Source organism: Roseomonas sp. AR75 (genome assembly GCF_005222815.1).
Classification (GTDB): domain Bacteria; phylum Pseudomonadota; class Alphaproteobacteria; order Acetobacterales; family Acetobacteraceae; genus Falsiroseomonas.
On record NZ_STGB01000001.1, the window covers coordinates 757,595 to 779,012 of the forward strand.

At 70.7% G+C, this 21,418-nt stretch carries 17 protein-coding genes and 1 tRNA gene; 7 read left to right on the top strand and 11 right to left on the bottom strand.

Annotated features, from left to right (window positions below):
- Positions 1–106 precede the first annotated feature (106 nt).
- The 10 genes from mazG to E4T13_RS03540 all read right to left on the bottom strand — a co-directional run bounded on the left by mazG (position 107) and on the right by E4T13_RS03540 (position 9,293).
- Complete coding sequence (gene mazG, locus E4T13_RS03495; protein WP_137176840.1) at positions 107–907, bottom strand: nucleoside triphosphate pyrophosphohydrolase; 801 nt, start codon at positions 905–907, stop codon at positions 107–109.
- A 175-nt stretch (positions 908–1,082) separates the two neighbouring features.
- Positions 1,083–1,877, bottom strand: coding sequence for an MBL fold metallo-hydrolase (locus E4T13_RS03500; RefSeq protein ID WP_137177679.1), 795 nt, complete (start codon positions 1,875–1,877; stop codon positions 1,083–1,085).
- Complete coding sequence (locus E4T13_RS03505; RefSeq protein WP_137176841.1) at positions 1,877–2,656, bottom strand: TatD family hydrolase; 780 nt, start codon at positions 2,654–2,656, stop codon at positions 1,877–1,879. The genes E4T13_RS03500 and E4T13_RS03505 overlap by 1 nt, the downstream gene beginning before the upstream one ends.
- A gap of 2 nt (positions 2,657–2,658) precedes the next feature.
- Positions 2,659–4,194 (bottom strand): methionine--tRNA ligase, encoded by a 1,536-nt coding sequence (gene metG / locus E4T13_RS03510; protein WP_137176842.1) that lies wholly within the window; start codon positions 4,192–4,194, stop codon positions 2,659–2,661.
- 28 nt (positions 4,195–4,222) lie between these two features.
- Positions 4,223–5,284 (bottom strand): DNA polymerase III subunit delta', encoded by a 1,062-nt coding sequence (locus tag E4T13_RS03515; RefSeq protein WP_240790967.1) that lies wholly within the window; start codon positions 5,282–5,284, stop codon positions 4,223–4,225.
- 4 nt (positions 5,285–5,288) lie between these two features.
- On the bottom strand, positions 5,289–5,918 hold the full coding sequence (gene tmk, locus E4T13_RS03520) for a dTMP kinase (protein WP_137176843.1): 630 nt from the start codon (positions 5,916–5,918) through the stop codon (positions 5,289–5,291).
- The gene (locus E4T13_RS03525) at positions 5,915–6,148 is read right to left on the bottom strand and encodes a hypothetical protein (RefSeq protein WP_137176844.1); all 234 of its coding nucleotides are present in this window, start codon (positions 6,146–6,148) and stop codon (positions 5,915–5,917) included. The genes tmk and E4T13_RS03525 overlap by 4 nt, the downstream gene beginning before the upstream one ends.
- Before the next feature lie 20 nt (positions 6,149–6,168).
- The gene (locus tag E4T13_RS03530; protein ID WP_240790968.1) at positions 6,169–7,374 is read right to left on the bottom strand and encodes a D-alanyl-D-alanine carboxypeptidase family protein; all 1,206 of its coding nucleotides are present in this window, start codon (positions 7,372–7,374) and stop codon (positions 6,169–6,171) included.
- A gap of 51 nt (positions 7,375–7,425) precedes the next feature.
- On the bottom strand, positions 7,426–8,328 hold the full coding sequence (locus E4T13_RS03535) for a septal ring lytic transglycosylase RlpA family protein (protein WP_137176845.1): 903 nt from the start codon (positions 8,326–8,328) through the stop codon (positions 7,426–7,428).
- A gap of 5 nt (positions 8,329–8,333) precedes the next feature.
- Positions 8,334–9,293: a lytic transglycosylase domain-containing protein gene (locus tag E4T13_RS03540; protein ID WP_240790969.1), complete on the bottom strand. Its 960-nt coding sequence runs from the start codon at positions 9,291–9,293 to the stop codon at positions 8,334–8,336.
- Positions 9,294–9,482: 189 nt separating this feature from the next.
- Here E4T13_RS03540 and E4T13_RS03545 point away from each other — a divergent pair, with 189 nt between their 5' ends.
- The 3 genes from E4T13_RS03545 (at position 9,483) to E4T13_RS03555 (ending at position 12,495) form a co-directional block, all read left to right on the top strand.
- Entirely contained in the window at positions 9,483–11,171 is a 1,689-nt protein-coding gene (locus E4T13_RS03545) for a porin (RefSeq protein ID WP_137176847.1), read from the top strand.
- A 53-nt stretch (positions 11,172–11,224) separates the two neighbouring features.
- Positions 11,225–11,314 (top strand) — tRNA-Ser (locus E4T13_RS03550).
- 323 nt (positions 11,315–11,637) lie between these two features.
- Positions 11,638–12,495: a hypothetical protein gene (locus E4T13_RS03555; RefSeq protein ID WP_137176848.1), complete on the top strand. Its 858-nt coding sequence runs from the start codon at positions 11,638–11,640 to the stop codon at positions 12,493–12,495.
- Between the two features lie 25 nt (positions 12,496–12,520).
- Here E4T13_RS03555 and E4T13_RS03560 read toward each other — a convergent pair whose 3' ends face one another.
- A complete protein-coding gene (locus E4T13_RS03560; protein ID WP_137176849.1) occupies positions 12,521–13,267 on the bottom strand; it encodes a hypothetical protein in 747 nt (248 codons plus the stop codon).
- Between the two features lie 313 nt (positions 13,268–13,580).
- On the opposite strand from E4T13_RS03560, the gene E4T13_RS03565 reads away from it, so the two are divergent.
- The 4 genes from E4T13_RS03565 (at position 13,581) to E4T13_RS03580 (ending at position 21,412) form a co-directional block, all read left to right on the top strand.
- Positions 13,581–15,101, top strand: a complete 1,521-nt coding sequence (locus tag E4T13_RS03565) for a calcium-binding protein (protein WP_137176850.1) — start codon at positions 13,581–13,583, stop codon at positions 15,099–15,101.
- Between the two features lie 168 nt (positions 15,102–15,269).
- Positions 15,270–16,853: an efflux transporter outer membrane subunit gene (locus tag E4T13_RS03570; RefSeq protein ID WP_206030058.1), complete on the top strand. Its 1,584-nt coding sequence runs from the start codon at positions 15,270–15,272 to the stop codon at positions 16,851–16,853.
- Between the two features lie 5 nt (positions 16,854–16,858).
- The gene (locus tag E4T13_RS03575) at positions 16,859–18,235 is read left to right on the top strand and encodes an efflux RND transporter periplasmic adaptor subunit (protein WP_137176852.1); all 1,377 of its coding nucleotides are present in this window, start codon (positions 16,859–16,861) and stop codon (positions 18,233–18,235) included.
- Positions 18,236–18,244: 9 nt separating this feature from the next.
- Positions 18,245–21,412, top strand: a complete 3,168-nt coding sequence (locus E4T13_RS03580) for an efflux RND transporter permease subunit (protein WP_137176853.1) — start codon at positions 18,245–18,247, stop codon at positions 21,410–21,412.
- Positions 21,413–21,418: the final 6 nt, after the last annotated feature.

The following is a 21,418-nucleotide window of genomic DNA, read 5'->3' on the forward strand; positions in this document are numbered from 1 at the left end:
TCTTGTATTGTTCGGCGGTCCCGCGCGGCCGGGCTGATTGTAGTAGCACTACAACAGACACGCCCGGTCGCGGTGGCCGTTGTAAATCCGATTTACAACGGCGCCGTCAGCCGCCCCGCTCCTGCGACTTCACCGCCTGCCAGGCGGCCTCCATCTCCGCGAGGTCGACATCCTGCGGCGCCTTGCCCACCACGGCGAGGCGCCGCTCCACGGCGCCGAAGCGGCGCTCGAACTTGGCATTGGCTGCCGCCAGGCAGGTCTCCGGATCCAGGTCGAGCTTCCGCGCCAGGTTGGCCAGGACGAACAGCAGGTCCCCGACCTCGTCGGCCTGCCGCGCCTTGTCGGCTGCCGGCAACTCGGCGCGAAGCTCCGCGGCTTCCTCCTCCAGCTTGTCGAGCACGGCCGCCGCGTCCGGCCAATCGAAGCCGACGCGGGCCGCGCGGCGAGTCAGCTTCAGGGCGCGGGTGAGGGCAGGGAGCCCGGCCGGGATGCCGGCCAGGGTGCCGGTTTCCGCCCGCCCCCGGCGCTCATGCGCCTTCTGCGCTTCCCAGGCGGCCGTCTGGGCCTGGGTGGAGCGCATCTCGGCCTCACCGAAGACATGAGGGTGGCGCCGGATCATCTTGCTGCTGATGGAATCCGCGACTGCGGCGAAGCCGAACCGCCCGGCCTCCGCCGCCATCTGGGCGTGATAGACCACCTGGAACAGCAGGTCGCCGAGCTCGTCCTGCAAGGCGTCGAAATCGGGCCCCCTGGCGATCGCGTCCGCGACCTCATAGGCCTCCTCGATCGTGTAGGGCGCGATGGTGGAAAAATCCTGCTCGCGGTCCCAGGGGCAACCGTCGGGCGCACGCAGCCGGGCCATGATGTCGAGCAGGCGCAAGGTGGCGGCGGCGGGATCATCGGGCATGAGCGGTCTCCGCAGGCGGGCAGGGCGCCGCAGGTCTGGCCCGACGCGCACGGCGCGGCAAGGCACGCGCAGCTTATCCCCACGCCGACTTGTCGCATAAGATATATTATGGAAAAACTAGACCTGGGGATAAGGCGGTGGAGATCCGCGGGCGGCGCCGCGCGCCGTCGCCGCGTCAGGCTTCGGGGATCTCCAGGATCATGCCGTCATGGCCGGGCTCGATGCCCGGCGGCAGGTTCGCGCGCAGCCACGCCCAGTCGAGGTCGGTGCCCATATGCGTCAGCACCGTCCGGCGCGGCCGAAGCCAGGCGGCCCAGTCGCAGACCAGCGCCACATGGGCATGCACCGGGTGCGGCGACCGCTGGAAGCAGCCGACCACCCAGGTGTCGAGACCGGCCAGCGCCGAGAAGCTGTCCTCCGGAAACGCCGCCACATCGGTGCAATAGGCGAAGTTGCCGATCCGGAAGCCCAGCGTCTCCATGACCTTGTGGTCCTGGCGCAGCACCTTGGCTTCGATGCCGCCCATGCGGACGGTCTCGCCAGGTGCGACGGGCCGCGGCGCCAGCGACGGCCTGAAGAACCCCTGGGCCGGTGGCGGGTGGAAGGCGTAATCGAAGCGGCTCTTCAGTTCCGACAGCGTGCGGTAGCTGCCGAAGGCGTCCAGCGCCCCGCCCTTGATGCGGTTGACGATCCGAAGCTCGTCCAGGCCCATGACATGGTCCGCATGGGCGTGGGTGAAGACCACCGCGTCCAGCCTGCCGATCCCATTGGCCAGCATCTGCTGGCGCAGATCCGGCCCGGCATCGACAAGCAGCCGGTTGCCGAAGCCATTCTCCACCAGGATGGCGCTGCGGCTGCGGCGGTTGCGCGGCTCGTCGGGATCGCAGGCGCCCCAGTTGCCTCGCCCATCCGGGCCGCCCAGCAGCGGGACGCCGCCCGACCCGCCGCAGCCGAGAAGCGTGACGCGGATCACGCCCGTGCCGACCTCTGGAACAGACGGTGAAAATTGGCGGTCGTGAGTTCGGCGAGATCCTTCGGCGTCATTCCGCGCACCTCCGCCAGCCTGGCCGCGGTGTGCACGACATAGGCCGGTTCGCAGCGCTTCCCGCGCAGCGGAACGGGCGCCAGATAGGGGCTGTCCGTCTCCACCAGGATGCGGTCGGCCGGCATCTCCGCGGCGATCGCCCGGTTCTCCCCGGATTTCGGGAAGGTCAGAATGCCGCTGAAGGAGACATGGCCGCCGAGCCGGATGCCGGCCCGCGCCAGCTCGGCGCCCGAGGAGAAGCAGTGCAGCAGGAAGGGAAACGCCCCCTTCCCCATCTCCTCCTCCAGGATGGCGGCCATGTCGGCATCGGCGTCGCGGGAATGGATCACCAGCGGCAGGCCCGACTTGCGGGCGGCGGCGATGTGGCGCCGGAAATTCTCCGCCTGCACCGGCCGAGGCGCCTTGTCGTAGAAGTAGTCCAGCCCGGACTCGCCGATGCCGATCACGCGCGGATGATCCGCCTCGCGCAGGATCTCGTCCACCGTGGGCAGTTCGCGCTCGCCGGCATTGTGCGGGTGGATGCCGACGGTGGCGAAGACATCCGGATAGCTGTCCGCGATCTGCCGCACGGCTGCGGCCTGCTCACCCAGCCGGGTCCCGATGGTGACCATCAGGCCGACGCCGGCGGCCCGCGCGCGCGCGACCACCGCCTGCTGCTCCTCGCCCTGGAAATGGTCGAGGTGGCAATGGCTGTCCACCAGCATGGTCAGGCGACCACCTCGATCTTCGCAAACAGGGGCGCCGGCGGTGGCAGGGCGATGCCGCCAGGGAGCGGCGTGGCAAGGGCTTCGAGCCCCCTCGCCTCCTCCGGCACGCCGAGCTGGTCCAGCAGCTTCGCCATGCTGCCGGGCATGAAGGGCTGCAGCAGCGTGGCGAAGACGCGGAGCGCGTCGTGCAGTTGGCGCAGCACGGCCTCCATCCGCACGGGGTCGGTCTTCTTCAGTGCCCAGGGTGCCTCGACGGTGATGTAGCCATTCGCTTCCCGCGCTGCGGCCATCACGGCTTCCAGCGCCAGGTGGAATTCCTGCCGGTCGAGATGCGCGCCGACCTGGGCGGGCAGCGCATCGACCAGCGCGCCAAGGCCCGCATCCGCCGTCGTCCGGGCGGCGGGCGGCGGAAGCTTCGCATCGCAGTTCCGCTGGATCAGCGACAGCGTTCTGTTTGCAAGATTCCCGAGCGCGTTTGCCAACTCGCCATTGTTCCGCCCGATCAGCGCGGCGCGGGAGAAATCGCCGTCCTGGCCAAAGGGCACCTCGCGCAGCAGGAAGTAGCGGATCGGGTCCAGGCCGAACTCCGCCACAAGCACCACGGGGTCGATGACATTGCCCAGCGATTTCGAGATCTTCTGGCCCTCGTTGGTCCACCAGCCATGGGCGAAGACGCGCTGCGGCGGGGCGATCCCGGCGGCCATCAGGAAGGCCGGCCAGTAGATCGCATGGAAACGCACGATATCCTTGCCAACGAAGTGGATGTCCGCCGGCCACCACTTCTCGAATGCCGCAGGATCAGCGGGATAGCCGGCGGCCGTGATGTAGTTTGTCAGCGCATCCAGCCAGACATACATCACATGCGCGTCGTCGCCCGGCACCGGCACGCCCCAGCGGAAGGAGGTGCGGCTGATCGAGAGGTCGCCGAGGCCCGACTTCACGAAGGCAATCACTTCGTTGCGCCGGCTCGCGGGCAGGATGAAATCGGGGTTGGCCTCGTAATGCGCCAGCAGCCGGTCCTGCCAGGCGGACAGGCGGAAGAAGTAGGAAGGCTCCTTCACCCAGGCGACCGGCGCCCCGCTCGGCGCATACTTCACCCCGTCCCGCTCGGTGAGTTCGTCCGGCCCGTAAAACGCCTCGTCGCGCACCGCGTACCAGCCCTCGTAATGGCCGAGATAGATCTCGCCATTCGCCGCCAGCTTCTCCCAGAGGGCGGCGCAGGCCAGCTTGTGGCGGTCCTCGGTGGTGCGGATGAAGTCGTCGATCGACAGGCCCATGGTCACGGCCAGGTCGCGGAAATGCTGGCTCACCTGGTCGCAAAAGGCCTGAGGCTCCATGCCGGCGTCCTGCGCGGCCTTCTCCACCTTCTGCCCGTGCTCGTCGGTGCCGGTGAGGAAGAAGACCTCCCTGCCCTCCAGCCGGCGCCAGCGCGCCAGCACATCGGCCGCCAGCGAGGTATAGGCGTGGCCGATATGGGGCTTGTCGTTGACGTAGTAGATCGGCGTCGTGATGAAGCAGGGCCGGCTTTGGGGCACGGGGGTCTTCCGGGTTCTGCCGCCGGGCTCAGCGCCGCGGTGGGGAGAGCCAGCCGAGGGCGGTCAATACGGCCTGCTTGCGGTCGAGGCTCAGCACGTCCGTCTCGGCGGCGAGGCGGCCGAGGCTATCCCACAGGGTGGACCACTCGGCAAGCGGACGGATCGCGAGCCACCCGGGCGCCGCGGCATCGCCCCGCGCCGCGCGCCGAACGGCGCCGGAAATCTCCCGCCTGAGCAGGGCCATGAAGGTGACGAAGGCGCTGCCGTCGCGCTTCGCGGCCACCTGGTCGGCCACGGTATGCCAGCGCCGCCGGTCGCCGCCGGCGAGTCCCGCCAGCACTGCGTCCACCAGTTCCTGCAGCGCCAGCCCCTCGCCCTCGGCCAGCGACAGCGCCTGGCCGGGCGATCCCTCCGCGATGGCGGCCAGCCTTGCGCGATCCGCAGCGGGCATCTCCGGGCGCTGCCGGGCCAGCACGGCCTGGGTCTCGGCCAGATCGAGCGGCGCGAGATCGAGCCGCCGGCAGCGGCTGCGGATGGTCGGCAGCAGCCGGTCGGGCGCGGGCGTGGTCAGCAACAGCACGGCCCGCGGCGGCGGTTCCTCCAGCGTCTTGAGCAGGGCGTTGGCGGATTCGCCGCGCATCGTCTCCGCGCCATCCACCAGCACGACGCGCCAGCCGCCCTCGCCCGGTGTCAGCGCCAGCCTGTTGATGACCGTGCGCACCTCGTCGATCTTGATCAGCGCCTTCACGCCGGTCCCCGCCTCGGGCCGCAGCACGAACATGTCGGCATGGCTACCGGCCGCGACGCGGCGGAATACGGCGTTTTCCGGCGGGAGATGCAGCGGTGGCGCGCCCGGCGTGGCCGGTCGCCCGGCGCCGCCGGCCAGCAGCCAGCGCGCGAACCGATAGGCCAGCGTCGCCTTGCCGATCCCCGGCGGCCCGGCCAGCAGCCAGGCATGCGGCAGACGGCCGGATCGCGCCGCCGCCTCCAGCGTGGCGGCCGCGTGCTCGTGGCCGATCAGGTCGGGGTTGGCGCGGACCGGAAGGTCCTCATCCTCCTCGAAGACGACCGGCTTCGGCACCCGCGCCACGGCGTCAGGCTACCCGGCCGAGCCGCGCCGCGACGGTGGCGAGGATGTCGGCAAAGACCGTCTCGGCCGGTCGCGCCGCGTCGAGCACGGCGCAGCGCTGCGGTTCCGCCGCGGCGATGGCCAGGAAGCCCGCGCGCACCCGGGCGTGGAAGCCTGCATCGAGGCGTTCGTAGCGATCCGCCGCGGCGCCGCGCCGCATGGCGCGCGCCATGCCGGCCTCGGGCGGGATGTCGAGGATCAGGGTCAGGTCCGGCGCCAGCCCTTCCAGCGCCAGATCGGCGAGCTTCGCATAGACCTCTCCCGGCACACCCTGGCCATGGCACTGATAGGCGCGGGTGGAATCGGCGAAGCGGTCGCAGACCACCCAGAGGCCCGCCTGCAGCGCCGGGCGGATGCTGGCCACCACATGCTCCCGCCGCGCGGCGAACATCATCATGGCCTCCGCCACCGGGTCGAAGCCCTGGCCCTCCAGCAGCACGCGCCGGATCGCCTCCGCGCCCGCGGAGCCGCCGGGCTCGCGCGTCAGCAGCACCGGCAGCCCCTGCCCCGCCAGATGCGCGGCCAAGCGCCGCGCCTGGGTGGACTTCCCGCCGCCTTCCCCGCCTTCGAAGGTGATGAAGCGGCCGGAACTCAAGAGGCTATGTCGAGCCGACGCTCGATGCGCTCCACGCGATCGGTCAGCCGGTCCATGCGCGCCGACATATGCGCATCGGCCTCCGCGAGATGCGCGAGTTCCCGGCGGACGGCGGCGAGGCCAGGCTCCACGGCGGTCAGACGGTCCTTCACGTCGCGCATGTCCTGGCGGAGAGCACCGACGTCGCCCCGGATGGCGCGAAGATGCTCAAGGACGAGGTTGTCGCTCATGCCGGCAATGTAATGCGACCTCAGCCGCCGAACCAGCGCCCGACCACGGCTGGTATGCGCGAGATCAGGCCGAGCCGCTCGATATCGGCCCCGGCGATCAGGGCCACCTCCATCTCCGGCACGCCCTGGCCGCTCACCAGCAGCTTGCCCAGCTCCTGCCCCTTCGCCACCGGCGCGGTGACCGGCGCGTCGTAGCGCACCCGGGCCTGCAGGCTGCGCCGCCATTGCCGCGGCATGGTCAGGATCAGGTCGCGCCCGGCCACCAGCGGCACGGTGGATCGCTCGCCGAGATAGACCGGCACCTCCTCCACCGTCTCCGCCGCGCGGAACATCACGACGTTGTCGAACTCCCGGAAGCCCCATTCCAGCAGCCGCTCGCTCTCCTCGGCGCGGGCGCGCATGGAGGGCAGGCCGTTGAGCACCAGGATCAGCCGGCGCTCGCCGCGCTGCGCGCTGGCGGTCAGGCCATAGCCGGCTTCCTCGGTGTGACCGGTCTTCAGGCCATCCGCGCCCGGCACGCGGGCCAGGGCCGGGTTCCGGTTCTCCTGCGTGATGTCGTTCCAGCGGAAGCTGCGCTCGTTGTAGATGCGGTAGTATTCGGGGAAGTCCACGATGATCCGGCGTGCCAGCGTCGCCAAGTCGCGCGCGGTCATCCGGTGCTCAGGGTCGGGCCAGCCCGTGGAATTGCGGAAGGTGCTGTTCCGAAGGCCGATGCGCCGCGCATACTCGTTCATCAGCTCCGCGAATTGCTGCTCGGAGCCGGCGATCCCCTCGGCGAGCACGATGCAGGCGTCGTTGCCGGACTGCACGATGACGCCGCGGGTCAGGTTCTCCACGCTGATCTGCGTGCCGATCTGCACGAACATCTTGGACCCGCCCATCCGCCAGGCGCGCTCGCTGACCGGAAGCTGCTGGTCCATGGTGAGGCGCCCCTGCTTCAGCAGGTCGAAGACCACGTACATGGTCATCAGCTTCGACATGGAACTCGGCGGCATGCGCTCGTCCGGGTTCTTCTCGAGCAGCACCGCGCCGGTGTCGAAATCCAGCATCAGCACCTGCCTGGCCACCACGTCGATCGGCCCGAGCGGGCTGCTCGCCGGCGTGGAGGGCGGCGCGGCGGGCGCGGCCTGGCGCTGCGGCCGGCGCTGCTGCGCCAGCGCGGGCGTGGCAATCAGGGGGCTGCCGGCAAGGCCCGCGGCAGCCAGCATCACGTCACGACGGCGCATCGCCCAACCCCTAAGGTTCGCCCCGGCGGCGCGGCGCGGCACGACTCGCGCTCACTCCACCAGGATCCGTGCTTCCGATACGCCGGCGCGGCGGGTCCGCTCAAGCGCGCGATCGGCCTCCGCCACGCTGGCGAGCGGGCCGATGCGCACGCGGAAGCTCTGCCGCCCGCGCGGGCCGATGGCCTCGACGAAGCCGCCGATGCGCGCGGCCTGCTGCTGCGCCAGGTCGCGCCGGCCGAAGGTCGCCGTCTCCACATAGAGGCGGCCGGGCTGCGCCGGCACGCGGTTCACGCGCTCCGGCAGCCTTGCCGGTGGCGCCGTGGGCGCGGCGCCCTCCACAGCGCCGGCCGATGCCGGCATCGGCAGCGGCCGCGCTTCGCGCAGCCGGCCCGCCTGGGCCGCGCCCGGCGGTGGCGCCAGATCCTCCCGCTGCACGGCGCCGACGGGCGCCGTGGCGACGGCCAGGCGCGGCGCCTCCTCGCTGGGCAGTCCGGCGGCAAGCGCCCGGCTCGGCTCCGTCACCACCGCGATCCGCACCTGCGCCACCTGCCCCGGGCGCAGCCCGAGCAGTTCGGCGGCCCGGCGCGAGAGGCCGACAACGCGGCCCGGATCGGGCGGGCCGCGGTCGTTCACCCGCACCTCCGTCTCCAGCCCGGTCTGCAGGTTGGTCACGCGCAGGATGGCCGGAAGCTGCAGCGTGCGATGTGCGGCGGTGAGCGCGGCGGGATCGTAGATCTCGCCATTGGCCGTGCGGCGCCCCGCGCGGGGGTCGGCGATCACGCTGGCCAGCCCGGTCTGCACCAGGCCGAAATCCTCGCGTGGGTAGGACCATACGCCGCCCAGCTCATACGGCGTGCCAACCATGTAGCGCGGCTGCGGCGTGGGCGCCGGGGCGCAACCGGCGAGGCCGGCCAGCAGCGCCAGCGCCAGGATGGGGCGGCCTGACCCGGCCATGCGGGTCACCCCACGCGGTCGGAGAGCAGGCCGACGACCAGGGCGTAGAAGTCGGAGGGGTTGTAGCGCCGGATGACGTTGAAGTTGGGATACACCGCGAAGGCCTGACCGCCCGCCCCACCCGGCAGCAGGATCGCGGTGGGCAGGTCGAGGGCCGGCATCGCCGCGCCATCGGGCCGCCGCACCCCCATCCTGATCCACTCGCGCAGCGGGCGGCGGTTGTCGCGGCCCGCATCTCCGGGGTTGAAGCCGGCCGGCAGCAGCACCTCCCGGCCCCACAGCTCCTCCTCCCGCCAGCCGGACCGGGCGAGGTAGTTCGCGATCGAGCCCAGCGCGTCCGCGCGGTTCTCCCAGATGTCGCGCCGTCCATCGCCATCCATGTCCACGGCGAGCCGGTCGAAGTTGGAGGGCATGAACTGCGGATGCCCCATCGCGCCTGCCCAGGAGCCGCGCATGCGGTCCGGCGTGGTGTGGCCGGCATCAAGGATCTTCAGCGCGGCGATCAGCTCGTTGCGGAAGTAGCTGGCGCGCCTGCCATCCCAGGCCAGCGTGGCCAGGCTCTGGATCACGTTCATGTTGCCGGTGAAGCCGCCGTAATTCGTCTCCAGCCCCCAGATCGCCACGACGATGCGCGGCGAGACCTTGTAGCGCGCCTGCACCGCCTCCAGCGTCGCGCGGTTGTCGGCGAAGGCGCGGCGGCCGCCATCGATGCGCGCCTGGGACAGGCGGGCGTCGCGATACTGCTCCCAGGTCTGGGTGAATTCCGGCTGGCGGCGGTCGAGTTCCAGCACGCGCTCATTCGGGCGCAGGCCGGTCAGCGCCCGCCGCAGCGTCGCATCGGAGACGCCGGCGCGCCGCGCATCCGCGCGCACGCCCTGCAGGAAGGCCTCGAAGCTCTGCGTCGCCGCGCCGGCCGCCGCCGGCGGCAGGGCGAGCGTGGCGGTCAGCAGGAATCGCCGGGTCATGGACATGGCGGCTGGATGCCACAGCGGCGCCCGCCAGGGCAAACGCGGAGGCAGGCGCTGGGCCGTGGGACAGGCCGCACAGCGACGGCACATGCCGCGCGTGACGGGGGGATCACGGGATCCTTACCGTCCGTGTGACTGCCGCCACCCTGCCATTGCAGCAAGCACGCGCCTGCCGAGGAGACGCCCATGCGCCAAGCCGCGATCGCCGCCGTGCTCGCCGCCGGGTGCCTGGCCTGCGCCGCGACGCCGGCGCTGGCGCAGGGCAGCGACGCGGACACGATCGCCGAGCTGCGGCGCCAGCTGGAGGCGATGCAGCGCCGGCTGGAGGCGCTGGAGGCGCGCCAGACCCAGGCGGCGCCCGTACCCCTCCGCGCCGCGGCGCCGACCACCACGCCGACGCCCCGCCCTGCCCCGGCCGCGCGCAGTGCCGCGGCGCCGCGCCCTGCGCGGAGCGCGCGCCCAGTCGAACCGGCTGCGTCCACGGCAACGGTGCCGGCCACTCCCGCGCCCTCGCCCGAGGCGGTGCAGGAGGCTGCGCGCCAGGCGGGACGCGAGGCCGCGATCGAGGCGCTGCGCTCCGACCTGCCGGGCATCGCCTTCCGCGTACCGGGCACCGAGACGCAGGTGCGGCTGTATGGCTTCGTGAAGCTGACCTCCTGGCGCGACTTCGACAGCCGCAACCAGACCGATGCGCCGGCGCCGGCCCTCACGCCGCTGCAGGGCAGCGTGGCCGCGCTGCAGGGCGGCGACTACGGCATGACCGCGCGGTTCAGCCGCTTCGGCGTCGATACCCGCAGCGAGACCGGTTGGGGGCGGGTGGAGACGCGGCTGGAGGGCGATTTCGGCGGCGGCCCGCCGACCTCCAACAACGCCGTCTTTCGCCTGCGCCAGGCCTTCGCGGAGCTGACTTTCCCGGATGGCGACTGGCGCGTGCTGATCGGCCAGGCCAACAGCCTGTGGAACGAGGGGCTGTACGAGACGATCATCGACGCCACCAACCTGAACCAGTCCTTCATCCGCCAGGCGCAGCTCCGCCTGACGCGGGTGTGGTCCGATCCGGGCTCCGGCCGCACCATCACGGGCCAGGTCGCGCTGGAGGCGCCGGACACCAACTACGTCGCGGTGAACGGGCTGGTGACGCCGACGCAGAACTCCGACGGTAGCGCCAGCCCCGCGATCAACACCGCGCCCGACCTGCATGCCCGCCTGACCTGGCGGCAGGATGGCTGGGAAGGCGTGCTGCGCGGCATGCTGCGCCAGCTCTCCATCAACACGAGCGGCACCACCGCCCCCGCGCCGCAGGGCGAGCAGGATACGCTGGGCTGGGGCGTGGCGGGGCATGTGCGCATGCCCATGCGAGTGATCGGCGGCTGGTTCGGCCCGGACGAGCTGGTCGGCGGCGCCTTCGTCGGCCAGGGCATCGGCCGCTACCTGTTCGGCAACTCCGGCGGCTCCGACGCCATCACCAATCTCGGCCTGCCCGCCGCCGCGACCGGCTTCGACATGGAGGCGATCCCGACCTGGGGGCTGACCGCGGCCTATCGCCGCTTCTGGACAACGCAGCTGCGCAGCAACTTCGTCTATTCCTGGGCGAAGCTGGATTACCCGGACTATGCGGCACAGTTCACGCCGGGCTCGGCGGCGGCGACCTCGCTGAACGACCAGCTGCAGCAGGTCTTCGCCAACCTGATCTGGAGCCCCTTCTCGACGCTGCGCGCGGACGGCACCGTGGATACCGGCTGGCTCGATCTCGGCATCGAGTATCTCTACACGCGGCGCGACCTGTATGGCGGCGCGGCGGCGGCGATGGGGGCGGGCGGGATCGGGCACGGCATCCAGAACCGCGTGCTGGTCGGCGCGATCGCCCGCTTCTGAGCGGGGCTTGCCTCTTCCGGCAGGTGCGGCGGCCGCGCTATGCCGTGCCGGCGGGATGGGTGGCCGAGTGGTTTAAGGCAGCGGTCTTGAAAACCGCCGTGGGTTCACGCCCACCGTGGGTTCGAATCCCACCCCATCCGCCAGGTCCGCCGTTTCGGGACCGGTATCGACACGGAATGCCACGGGCTGGTATGCGGCGATCCGGATGCGGGCTGTCCCCGAACCTGTACGCGCCATGGGCGCACGCAGCCTGACCGGCGGAGGTCGGGGGCCTGGATTTTCCCCGCGGCGCACTAGCCTTCTCCTGCGTCGCCGGCTCGGCATTCTTCCTGTCTGTCTGCTCCTGGTCTTCGCCCACCCGCTTGCTGCGCAGACCGTTCCAGCTGTCGCGGGGGCGGCGACGCCAAGTGCGCTTTCGGATCGGTCGGCGCAGCTCCGCGCGTCCCTCAAGCCGCGCAACGGCGGCGTGCTGGGATTGATGGGCTACGGGGCCATTCCCACGGAATCCGGCACCGCGCTCCAGGTGAACCGCAGCTCCCTCGGCCCCGATGAAGGCGATCCGACGCTGACGCTCAGCCAGTTCGGCTTCGGCTTCGAGGTGGACCGCAGCTTCCCGCTCTGGCTCGAGATCTACGGGTCCTACATGCGCTACGATCCGCGCACGGTCCTTCTGGGCGAGGCGACGCGCGACGCCTCGGTGCGGTGGAACAACTTCACCACGACGCTCGGCGTAGGCTGGGACTTCTACCTCGCGGACAGCCTGTTCGTGACGCCGATCCTGAACGTCGCCGGCGGCTATGCCGCCTCGGACACATCGCTCGCCTCCGACCTCCTTGCCCGGCGCCGGGACAGGAGCGATTCGTCCGTGCTGTCCGACGTGCATGCCAATGTCTGGGGCCTCGGCGGGTCGTTGATGCTGAACTATTTCAACTACAGCGCCGCGCGGCAGATCGACTTCCAGGCGCGCTACACCCAGCTTCGGCTGCAGACCTTCGGGGACACGCTGCCGGCGGCGCGCGGCACCTCGACCTCGTCCACCTTCGGTGTCTGGGGCCAGTACCGCTGGCCGACCGGGATCGAGGTGTTCCGCCGGCCGCTGCGCTGGGTGGCGACGGCTGCGGCGTCGTCCTATTTCGGAGCCCAGCGCGAGACCACAGGCTTCGCCTGGTCCACCACGATCGGAGGAGGGATCGAGTTCGACGTCGGGCGCTATGAGTTCGGCGCGATGGGCCTGGACGTCTCCCGGGTCCAGTTCCTCCTCAACTATCTCTACGGCGACGGGAACGTCACCGGCGTCTCCTTCGGGCTCGGCATCATCTTCTGAAGGCCGACGCCGCGGCCCGCGCGGTTCAGCCCGCGACACCCAGCAGCACCAGGCGGCGCAGTTCCTGCTCCTGCACGCGGATCAGCCGCGCCGTGTCGCTCTTCGACAGCGCGTCCTTGTGTGCGGCGAGGAATGCATGTCCTTCCGCCACCTGGACCAGGGCAGCGACCCTGGCGTCCTGCGCCATGCGCTGGCGGTCGGCTTCGGCCCGGCGCGTGGCGGCCACCTCCTCGGCCAAAGCCCGCTGCGCCGGCGGGAGGTTGCGCGGGGGCGCGGTTCGCGGTGCGGGCGGTGCCGCCGCGGCGATCGCCGCCGACTGGCGCTGCAGCGCCGCGATGACCTTCTGGAACGAGGGGTTGCTCCGCTCGACCGCCGTCGAGAGCCACGGCGCCCGCGTGTCGCGCCGCGCGGCGTGGGCCATCAGATCGCCGAGGTCCTTCAGGGCCGCCGCGCCCTCGGCATCGTAGGGCTGCACCTTCGCGACGAGGTCGGTCAGCGGGTTCTCGCGCTGCAGCGGCCAGCCATCATCGGCAAGGAAAGCCAGCATCCCGAGCCAGGCGGCCGCGCCTTCCTGCAGCGCGAGCACCGCGCCGGCCTGGCCATCCAGCGTCACCGGGGTAGCCGGGACGGGCGCGACGGGCGGGCGTGGCGCGCGCGCCACCTCGATCGGCAGCGTCGCGTCGCGCGCCTGCGATGCCCAGTCGCGCACCGCCGTGTAGTCCGGCGCGCAGGCGGCGAGCGGCAGGACAAGCAGGATGCGGAACCCACGCATGGCGGCAAATTGCCCGGCCGGACGCATCCTTGCAACGGCGGCACGACACAGCCGCGCCCCCTTTTACGGCCGGCTGGTTGGGCCTTCGCCACCTCGCTGGCCCCTGCTTCGCAGGGCTCGGGTCCGATAGCGGCGGCGGCGAGAAGGTGCGCGGCGTCCTCACGGGCATCCGCCATCAGCCGCCACGGGAGGTCAGCGAGTCATTATATTAAGGACATTTGATGCACCTCAATTCGTATCCCGCATGTCCTCGCTAGTGAGTCCGTGAGGCGGGCGCGCCGCGTCCACCTCGCGGAAATGATGGGGATGTGACATGGCGACGACGATTTCACCTCAGGCCGGCGCTGGCAGTGGGAGCGGTGGGGGCGGCGGCGGTGGGGGCGACCTGTACGCCGACCTCTATGTCCTTTTGCGCGATCTCGACCCCTCTGGTGGCGGCGGCGATGGCGAGACCGTGCTGGACGCGAATGGCCAGACCATCCCGGTCGGGCTCGACACCGCCACGGGCAACATCTTCCCGATCTACTATCTCGAAGGCACCGAGGGCGACTTCGAGATCCCGCCCGACCTGCTGCCCTATGTGCAGGAAGTCGTGCTTGAGCGGGCCAATGTCGCGCGCGCCCCGGAATCGGTCCTGGCGCATGCGCTGGAAGAAGCGCTCGCGAAGCTGACGGGCGCCACCGCGATCACCACGGAGGCGTCGGGCCGCATCGTGGTGGATGGCGAGGCGATCGACTCGCCTCTCGAGAATCTCGCGCTCTACAAGCTGATCATGACGGCCGGCGGCAGCACGAGTTGGACCGAGGTGCAGGCCAATGCGGCCGCCAACCTGCCGGCGGAACTCGTCACGCTGATGAATGCCGGCTGGGACCCAACGGGGCTGCTCGGCGCCGCCTTCTCGAAGTTCACGCCCATCAGCCTGGACGCGGTGCTGACCGAGCACTCGATTCTCGGAGTGAACGAGGTCACGGGCACCGGCGAGACGCTGCAGGTGGACTATTTCGGCTTCACCGACGGCACGACCGAGACCTACGACTATGACCGGGTGGAGCGCTACGGCGACCTGTGGGTCAAGTGGTACCAGGACATGGACGGCGACCCGTCCGACCTCGAAGCGGTCCAGCGCACCGTGCTGGACGCGGTCTGGGGCAGCGACAACGACGGCGACGGCGTGAACGACGTCGGCAGCGGCGTGAACTGGACGGACGAGTACATCAAGCTCTCCGCCGACGGGCTGAGCTTCGAAACGGTGTCCGCGGCGAATGCCGGCGTCAACGACTGGGCGCAGGCCGTCGAGGATTCCCGCGCCGTCATCTACATGTTCCATGAGAGCATCGGCGCCGAGGAGGTTGCACCGCCGCCGGCCGTCGACGACACGCTCATCGGGACTGCGGTGGCCGACCTGCTGACCGGCTGGGGAGGCAACGACCTGCTGCGCGGCAACCACGGCAATGACACGTTGGAGGGTGGCGACGGGAAGGACCGGCTGCTCGGTGGCCGCGGTTCCGACCGGCTCACTGGTGGCGATGGCGCGGACAAGTTCATCTTCAACGCGCAGGATCTCGTCGGCACCGACACGATCACCGATTTCGACCGCAGCGAGTGGGACTCCATCAGCCTCAGCGGCGTGGACGCGAACACGACCCTGCTCGGCGACCAGGCCTTCACCTTCCTCGGCTACGCGGACTTCACCGGCGCGGCGGGCGATCTGCGCGTCGTGGATCTCGGCGGCTCGCAGCGCCTGGAGGGCGACGTGAACGGCGATGGCGTCGCGGAGCTCACCATCGTCGTGCTCGGCACGACGCATGTGGAAGCGAGCTGGCTGATCCTGTAGCGAGCGCCATCCCCGGCCCGGGCGCCTCCGGGCCGGGCCTAGCCTGGCGCTGTTGCTCGCGCAGCCCCGACCTTCAAGGGGGCTTGGTTCCCGGCGCTGATTCGGCGACAAGGCTCACGGTGATTCTACCGACACGGGCGGTGCATGAGGCGGGGCGGGGCGATCAGCGTGAGGGTGGCGGCGCTTGCGGTCCTGCTTCCGCTCGCGGCCTGCAAGGTCGGGCCGGACTTCTCCGACCCCTCGGCCACCGCAAGCGTCGCGGAGCGATGGCGCCAGGCGGGCGAGCCGGCCGTCATCACCGACCGCCGCACCGAGGAACAATGGTGGACGGTCTTCAACGATCCGGTCCTCGACCGGCTGGTTGAGACCGCCTACCGCCAGAACCTGACGCTCCTCGCCGCCGGCACGCGCGTGCTGGAAGCCCGGGCGACGCTCGGCGTTGCCATCGGCGAATTCTATCCGCAGACCCAGCAGCTCGGCGCCGGGCTGAGCTTCAACCGGCCCAGCCGGAACGATCCGACCGCCTCCCCGCTGGTGGATATCGGCGGCTTCTGGCGCGACACCCTCTCCGCCACCGCGGCCTGGGAGCTGGATTTCTGGGGCCGCTTCCGGCGCGGCGTGGCGGCGGCCGACGCCGCCTACCTTGCCTCCATAGCAACCTATGACGAGGTGCTGGTCACGTTGGTGGGCGACGTCGCCTCGACCTATGTCGGGCTGCGCACTCTGCAGGCCCAGCTTGCCATCGCCCAGGCCAATGTGGCGCGCCAGCGCAGCGCGCTGCGGATCGCGCGCGACCGCTTTCGCGGCGGCGTGACCACCGGGCTCGACGTCGCCCAGGCCGAGAACGTGCTGGCGCAGACCGAGGCGGCGGTGCCGCAACTCACCGCGCAGATCGAGCAGGGCCAGGGCTCGGTGGCGGTGCTGCTGGGCGTGACGCCGAACCAGGTCGTCGCGCTGCTCGGCGGCCCGCCGGACATCCCGACGCCGCCCGAGAGCGTCGCCGTCGGCATGCCCGCGGAGCTGCTGCGCCGCCGCCCGGACATCCGCGCCGCCGAACTGCGCGCCGCGGCGCAGAGCGAGCAGATCGGCATGGCGCTGGCCGATCTCTACCCGGCCTTCCGGCTGAGCGGCGTGTTCGGCAGCCAGTCCAGCACGGTCGGCCAGAACACGCTCGGCAACGTCTTCAACGCCAGCGCGATCCAGTTCGGCTTCGGCCTCGGCTTCTCCTGGCCGATCCTGAACTACGGCCAGATCACCAACACCGTCCGCGTGCAGGATGCACGGCTGCAGGGGATGCTGGTGGACTACCGCAACGCCGTGCTCCAGGCGCAGCGTGAGGTGGATGGCGCGCTGGCCGGCTACATCCAGGGCGGGCGGCAGGTGGCGGCGCTGCGCCGCAGCGTCCGCGCGGCCGAGCAGGCGATGCAGATCGCACTGGACCAGTACCAGCTTGGCACGCGCGACTACACCACGGTGCTGACGGCGCAGCAGAACCTGTTCACCGCGCAGAACAGCCTGGCCGCCGCGATGGGTGCCCGCGCCACCAGCCTGACCTCGCTCTATCGCGCGCTCGGCGGCGGCTGGCAGATCCGCGAAGGCAGCGCCTTCGTGGACGATGCGACGCGCGAGCAGATGCGCGCACGAACCAACTGGGGGGGGCTGCTGCCGCCGGCCGGCACGCCGCAGCCCGCCGCGCCGGGCCTGCCCGGCCCGGCCGATCGCGGCCCCGATGTGCGCGCCCCGCAATGGTGAGGATCATGCCGCAGGCCCTGAACCGCCTCTCCGCCCTGGCGCGCCGCCTGGGCGCGACCCGCGCGCTGCTGCTGGGCCTGGCGCTGCTGCCGGCGCTGCTGCTGTTCACCGAGCGCACCGTCGCACAAGGGCTGATTGAGCGCCTGTGGGACGACGTGACCGGCCGCGGTCACGGCGGCGCCGGCACGACGCAGCCTTCGGCACCGACCGGCGCCGGCCCCTCCACCACGCCGCTGCCGCCCAACCAGGCGCAGCAGCCGCCCACACCGGCGCCCGCGCAGGCCCAGCCCGCACAGGCTCAGCCCGCCCCCGCGGCGCAAGGCCCGGCGCAGGCCGCGCCGACGATCCCCGTGGTGACGCCGCGCGAGCAGACGGTGGCGGATTCCCTCGTCGTCACCGGCAACGCCGCCGCGGTCGATTCGGTGCGGCTGGTGGCGCGCGTGCCCGGCTATCTCGAGCGCATCCACTTCCAGGACGGCGCGCTGGTGCGCCAGGGCGACCTGCTCTTCACCATCCAGCAGACGCAATACCAGGCGCAGCTCCGCCAGGCGGAGGCGCAGCTGCAGCTCTACCAGGCCGCGCTGCGGCACGCCTCGCAGGAGGTCACGCGTTATACCGCGCTGGTGCGGCGCAGCGCGGCGTCGCAGGTCGAGGTGGACAACTGGGTCTATCAACAGGCCGCGGCGCGGGCGAACATCCTGGGCGCCGAGGCTTCGGTGGACCTGGCGAAGCTCAACCTCTCCTACACCGAGGTGCGCGCGCCCTTCGACGGGCAGATGGGCCGGCACCTGATCGACGCCGGCAACATGGTGGGATCGAGCGGCGAAAACGCGGTGCTCGGCGAGATCCTGAAGCTCGACCCGATCTATGTGGAGCTGAACATCGCCTCCTCCCAGGCGCAGCAGATCCGCGCCAACCTGGGCGAGCGCCGGCTGACGCTCGAGGATCTGCGGCGCATCCCGATCGAGGTGCAGCTGCAGGGCGAGAGCGGCTTCCCGCACCGCGGCACGCTCGACTACGTCGCGCCGCAGATCAACGCGGCGACCGGCACGCTCTTCGTGCGCGGCCAGCTGCCCAACCCGGATCGGACCCTGCTGCCCGGCGTCTTCGTGAATGTGCGCCTGCCCATGGGGCGCGTGCAGCAAAGCGCGCTGCTCATTCCGCAGCGCGCGTTGCAGGAAGACCAGGGCGGCCGCTTCCTGCTGGTGCTGGACCAGAACGACACCATCCAGAAGCGCTATGTCCGGCTGGGCCAGGCGGTCGGTGCCTGGCAGGTGGCGACCAGCGGCGTGCAGCGCGGCGAGCGGATCGTGGTCGGCGACCTCTGGCGCGCGACGCCCGGCCAGCGGGTGCGGCCGCAGACCACCACCGTGCCGGACTAGGCGCCGCTTATGTCGAAGTTCTTCATCGAGCGGCCGGTCCTCGCCAATGTGCTCGCGATCGTGCTGGTGGTGATCGGCGCCGTTTCGCTGTTCCGGCTGCCGGTTTCCGAATACCCGAACATCGTGCCGCCGACGGTGCTGGTTGCGGCGAACTATCCCGGCGCCTCCGCGCAGACCGTCATCGACACCGTCGCCCTGCCGATCGAGAACCAGGTCAACGGCGTGGACGGCATGCTCTACATGGAGAGCACCAGCGCGCCGGACGGCACCTATCGCCTGACGGTCACCTTCCGCATCGGCATGGACCCGGACACGGCGCAGGTGCTCGTGCAGAACCGCGTCTCGCTCGCGCTGGCGTCGCTCCCGCAGCCGGTGCAGGCGCAGGGCGTCAGCGTGCAGAAGAAGAGCACGGCCATCCTGCAGATGGTCACGCTGGAGTCCGCGGACAACCGCTACGACCCGGCCTTCCTCAGCAACTACGCGACGATCAACCTGACCCAGGTGCTGGCGCGGCTGCCCGGCGTGGGCAACGTCACCGTCTTCGGCGCCGCGACCTATGCGATGCGCATCTGGCTGGACCCGGAGAAGCTCTATTCCTTCGGCATGATGCCGTCGGACGTGGTCAGCGCGATCCGCAACCAGAACCAGGTGATCGCGGCGGGCCAGGTGGGCATGCCGCCCGCGCCGCCCAGCCAGCAGTTCCAGTACACCGTCGACGTGCAGTCCCGCCTCAGCGAGGTGGAGGAATTCGGCAGCATCGTCGTCAAGGACGAGACGCGGCAGGGTGGGCGTCTTGTGTATCTGCGCGATGTCGCACGGATCGAGCTCGGCTCGCAGAACTACTCGCAGATCTTCCGCCTGAACGGCCGCCCCGCGGCGGGCATCGCGATCTACCAGACGCCGGAAGCCAATTCGCTGCAGGTCGGCAACCTGGTGAAGCAGACGATGGCGCAGCTCTCGCAGCGCTTCCCGGAGGGTCTGCGCTACTCCGTGCCCTACGACACCACGACCTTCGTCCATGATTCCATCAACGAGGTCTACGGAACGCTCTACCAGGCGGGCCTGCTGGTGCTCGTGGTGATCCTGATCTTCCTGCAGAATTTCCGGGCGACGCTGGTGCCGGCCACCACCGTGCCGGTGACGATCATCGGCGCCTTCGGCGCGATGGCAGCACTCGGCTTCACCGTGAACCTGACGACGCTGTTCGGCATCGTGCTGGCCATCGGCATCGTCGTGGACGACGCCATCGTCATCGTCGAGGGCGTGACCAAGCACATCGAGGAAGGCAAGCCGGGCGTCCCCGCCGCGATCGAGGCGATGCGCGAGCTGTTCGGTCCGATCATCGGCATCACGCTGGTGCTGATGAGCGTGTTCCTGCCGGCCGCCTTCGTGCCCGGCCTCACCGGCCAGATGTTCGCGCAGTTCGCGCTGGTGATCGCCGCGACCGCGCTGATCAGCGCGATCAACGCGGCGACGCTGAAGCCGACGCAGTGCGCGATGTGGCTGCGCACGCCGGTGCCGCCAGAGAAGCGCAACATCCTCTATCGCGCCTTCAACCGCGTCTATGACGGGCTGGAGCGCTGGTATGTCGCGCTGGTCGGGCGGATGGTGCGGGTCTCCGGGCTGATGGTGATCATCGCGCTCGTCGTCGCCGGCGGGGCGCTCTATGGCCTCACGCGCATCCCAACCGGCTTCATCCCCGTGGACGACCAGGGCTATGTGCTGATGGCCATCGAGCTGCCCGAGGGCGCCTCGCTCGGCCGCACCGAGGCGACGCTGGAGAAGGCCGGCGAGATCGCGCGCGGCATTCCCGGCGTGGAGCAGGTTATCACCATCGCCGGCGTGTCGCTGCTCGACAACTCGGCCAACCTCACCAGCGCGGGCGCCGCCTGGGTGGTGCTGAAGCCCTTCGCCGAGCGCAACCCGCATCCCGACCAGGGGCTGCTGCCGATCTACGAGAAGCTGACCGCGGCGCTCGCCGCGTTGCAGGACGGCAGGGCGACGGTGCTGCCGCCGCCGGCGATCCAGGGCATCGGCAATTCCGGCGGCTTCCAGATGCAGATCGAACTGCTCGGCGGCAGCTTCGACTACCGCAAGCTCGAGGAGCTGACGCAGGAGGTGGTGCGCCGCGCCAACCAGGACCCGGCCATCCGCAGCGCGCTGACGACCTTCCGCGCCAATGCGCCGCAGGTGACATTGACGGTGGATCGCGACCGCGCGGAGACGCTGCGCGTGCCGGTCAGCGACATCTTCACCACGCTGACCGACTATGTCGGCTCGTCCTATGTGAACCAGTTCAACAAGTTCGGCCTGTCGCTGCAGATCTATGTGCAGGCGGATTCGCGCTTCCGCCTCAACCCCGATGACCTGCTGAGCCTGCATGTGCGCAGCCAGGACGGTCAGATGGTGCCGCTCGGCGCCGTCGCCTCGCTCGGCCAGCGGGTCGGGCCGCCGCTGATCACGCTCTACAACCTGTATCCGTCGGCGACGATCGTCGGCAGCCCGGCGCGCGGCCACAGTTCCGGCGAGGCGATCGCGGCAATGGAGCGGATCGCGCGCAGCGTGCTGCCGAACGACGTGAGCTTCCAGTGGACGGCGATGTCGTACCAGGAGAAGGTCACCGGCGACACGCTGGTCTATGTCTTCGCCCTGTCGCTGCTGCTGGTCTATCTCTGCCTGGCCGGCCAGTACGAAAGCTGGATCCTGCCCTTCTCCGTGCTGTCCGCCGTGCCGCTGGCGCTGGTGGGGCCGGTCGCCGCGCTGCTGGCGCTCGGGGTGGACAACAACCTCTACACGCAGATCGGCCTGATGCTGCTGATCGCGCTGTCGGCCAAGAACGGCATCCTGATCGTCGAGGTGGCGCGGGAGGAAAGGCTGATCCACGGCAAGTCGATCATCGATTCCGCCATCGAGGCGTCGCGGATGCGGCTGCGGCCGATCCTGATGACCTCCTTCGCCTTCATCCTGGGCGTGCTGCCGCTCGTGCTGGCCACCGGCGCGGGCGCGAACGCACGCAAGTCGCTGGGCATCAGCGTGTTCAGCGGCATGATCGCCTCGACCTGCCTGGCCGTGCTGTTCGTGCCTTCGTTCTTCGTGGTGCTGCAGCGCTTCGACGAGTGGCGCAAGCGCCGCAAGACCGGTTCTCCCGCGCCGATGCCGGAGGCGGCGCAGGGCTGACCGGGC